At 65.6% G+C, this 3,293-nt stretch carries 3 protein-coding genes; all 3 read right to left on the bottom strand.

The window, feature by feature from the left end; all coding sequences use genetic code 11:
* Nucleotides 1-1,341: methyl-accepting chemotaxis protein (locus tag H0523_RS31770; protein ID WP_180180305.1), on the bottom strand; the 1,341-nt coding region annotated here is incomplete at its 3' end.
* A gap of 130 nt (nt 1,342-1,471) precedes the next feature.
* The gene (gene cheW / locus H0523_RS31765) at nt 1,472-1,972 is read right to left on the bottom strand and encodes a chemotaxis protein CheW (protein ID WP_006387513.1); all 501 of its coding nucleotides are present in this window, start codon (nt 1,970-1,972) and stop codon (nt 1,472-1,474) included.
* Between the two features lie 15 nt (nt 1,973-1,987).
* Nucleotides 1,988-3,293, bottom strand: a 1,306-nt coding sequence (locus tag H0523_RS31760) for a chemotaxis protein CheW (protein ID WP_257225196.1), incomplete at its 5' end; no start/stop codon positions are given.

The raw sequence follows: 3,293 nt of genomic DNA, 5'->3' as shown, positions 1-3,293 counted from the left end.
CGAACCCGCGCCCACCTTGGTCACGGAATCCTCGATCAGGCCCTTGATTTCCTTGGCCGCCTGCGCGCTGCGCTGCGCCAGCGAGCGCACTTCGCCCGCCACCACCGCGAAACCCTTACCCTGCTCGCCGGCACGAGCGGCTTCCACCGCCGCGTTCAGCGCCAGGATGTTCGTCTGGAAGGCAATGCCGTCGATGACCGACACGATTTCGGAAATCTTGCGCGAGCTGGCCGAGATGCCGTGCATGGTGTTGACCACCTCGGCCACCGCCGAACCGCCGCGCTCGGCCACGTCCGACGCACTGGCCGCCAGCTGGTTGGCCTGGCGCGCGTTGTCGGCGTTCTGCTTGACGGTCGAGGCCAGTTGCTCCATCGAGGCCGCGGTCTCTTCCAGCGAAGCTGCCTGCTGCTCGGTGCGGCTGGACAGGTCGGTGTTGCCCGCGGCGATCTCGTGCGAACCGGTATTGATTTCGTCGACGCCGCGGCGCACCGAGGACACCGTGCGCGTCAGGCTTTCCTGCATGCGCTTGAGCGCGGCGAACAGCTGGCCGATCTCGTTGGTATTGCGGACTTCGACGCGGGCGGTCAGATCCCCGCCGGCAATGCGGTCGAAGTGATGGCCGGCATCCTTGAGCGGCTGCAGCACGCGGCGACGCAGGAACACATAGGTGGCGAACACCAGCAGCGCGGCGATCACGCCGCCGGCGCTCACCGCCAGCAGCACGAACTGGTAGCGCACCTGGGCCACCTCGAACGCGTCCAGCATCTTGCTGGCGCGCCAGAAATCAAACCCCTCGACGGCGCGGGCGAAGCGCCCTTCGAGCGCGTCCTGCACCTTCTGCACCTGCGTCTGGTAGGCCGGCATGTCGGCCTTCTCCAGCGCGGCGGTCAGCGGCTGCACGCCTTGCTGGATCAAGGCGCCGTACGAATCCTCGACTTCCTTGAGGGACTCGGCCGCCTCGGCCGGCCTGGGCAAGGTCTTGAAATAGTCGAATTCCGCCTGGCCCTTGTTCTGCGCCGCCTTGGCGCGCTCGAGCAGGCCGGCGGCCTCGCTCGACAGGCCCTGCGTCAGCAGCGTGGGCTGGCCGACGCTGCGCACGATGTCGGCATAATTGGACGAGGCCGTGCGGCCCAGGCCATTGAGGGTGTCTTTGTAGCTCGACACGACGCGGCCCAGCGCATCGTTCAGTTCTTGCGATTGCTTGATTTCCGCCAGCGTCGCGTTGCTGATGCGCAACGACAGCACGCCCAGTGCGGCTCCGATCACCAACATGAATGAGAAGAACGCCAGCACCCACAACAGGCTGCTGCGTATCGTCATGTTCGCGAAAAACTTGCGCATCACAAGCACCACTCCAGACTGAAATCGTTAAGAAAAGCGCCATATCGAATCCAATATGGCGCGCCCTACCCCTCTCTGCTGGGCGGTCGGCCGCGTAGCGGACCGAGGCGCCCGGATCCCGCCGCTCCGATCAGGAGGCGACCTTCTCCACCAGAGCCATTTCGTCGCTGGTCATCATCTTCTCGATGTCGACCAGGATCAGCATGCGTTCGTCGACCGTCCCCAGGCCCGTCAGGTACTCGGTGGACAGGGTGGCGCCGAATTCCGGCGCCGGGCGGATCTGGCCGGCGTTGAGCATCAGCACGTCCGACACGCCGTCGACCACGATGCCGACCACGCGGCGATCGAGGTTCAGGATGATGACGACGGTCTGCTCGTTGTATTCGACGCTGCCCAGGTTGAACTTGATGCGCAGGTCGACGATCGGCACGATGATGCCGCGCAGGTTGGTCACGCCCTTGATGAACGGCGGGACATTGGCGATACGGGTCACCGTGTCGGCGTCGTAGCCGCGGATTTCCTGCACCTTCAGGATGTCGATGCCGTACTCTTCGTCGCCCAGCGTGAACACCAGGAACTCGTTGCCGACATCTTCATTGCGCGCGGCTTGCGCTTGCGGTTTGGCTGCCATGGGGCTATTTCTCCATCAATTCAGAATGGCTTCGGGCTGCGACCAACGCTCACGGTTGGCGCGCGCAAGCGCAAATACGTCGACGATCAGCGCCACGCTGCCATCGCCCAGGATGGTGGCGGCGGAGATGCCGGGGACCTTGCGGTAATTCGACTCGAGGTTCTTCACCACCACCTGGTGCTGGCCGATCAGGTGATCCACCAGCAGCGCGAAACGGCGGTCCTCGGCCTGCATGATGACGGCGATGGCCTGGGTCGGGTCGGTCTGCGCCTCGCTGACCGAGAACACGCGGTGCATCTCGACCAGCGGCAGGTATTCGCCGCGCACGTGCATGACGCGCTCGTTGCCGGCCACGGAGTAGATCTGGTCGTTGGTCGGCTGCAGCGATTCGGTCACATGGTTGAGCGGCAGGATGAAGGTTTCCTCGCCCACCCGCACCGACATGCCGTCCAGGATCGCCAGCGTCAGCGGCAGCACGATGCGCGTGGTGGTGCCGTTGCCCGGCTCGCACGACAGCTGCACGTGACCGCCCATGTCCTGAATGTTCCGGCGCACCACGTCCATGCCGACGCCGCGGCCGGAAATGTCGGTGACCTTCTCGGCCGTGGAGAAGCCCGGCGCGAAGATCAGTTGCCAGATTTCGTCGTCCGGCGAGTTTTCGTTGACCGGCAGGCCCTGGGCCATTGCCTTCTTGAGGATCTTTTCGCGGTTCAGGCCGGCGCCGTCGTCGCTGACTTCGATGACAATGTTGCCGCCGTTGTGCTGGGCCGACAGCACCAGCTGGCCGACCGGATCCTTGCCGGCGGCGACGCGCTTCTCGGGCGTCTCGATGCCGTGGTCCAGGCTGTTGCGCACCAGGTGCGTCAGCGGGTCGATGATGCGTTCGATCAGGCTCTTGTCGAGTTCGGTGGCGCGGCCGTAGGTCTGCAGTTCGATCTGCTTGCCCATCTTGCCGGCAATGTCGCGCACCAGGCGCGGGAAGCGGCTGAAGACGTAGTCCATCGGCATCATGCGGATCGACATGACGGCTTCCTGCAGGTCGCGCGCGTTGCGCTCGAGCTGCTCCATGCCGTTGAGCAGGCGGTCGTGCAGCACCGGATCCAGCGTCGACGCGGTCTGCGCCAGCATGGCCTGGGTGATGACCAGTTCGCCCACCAGGTTGATGACCTGATCGACCTTTTCCACGCCCACGCGGATCGAGGTGGATTCCTTGTCGACGTGGGCCGGGGCGGCGGCGCGGCTGGTGCGCGCGGCCTGCGAGATGGCTTCGGCGGCGGCGGCGGATTCGGCCACGGCGGGCGCGGCGGCGGCCGGCGCGGCT

The organism is Achromobacter insuavis, assembly GCF_902859645.1.
In the GTDB taxonomy this organism is placed as follows: domain Bacteria; phylum Pseudomonadota; class Gammaproteobacteria; order Burkholderiales; family Burkholderiaceae_B; genus Achromobacter; species Achromobacter insuavis.
This window is presented reverse-complemented; position numbering and strand designations above follow the sequence as displayed.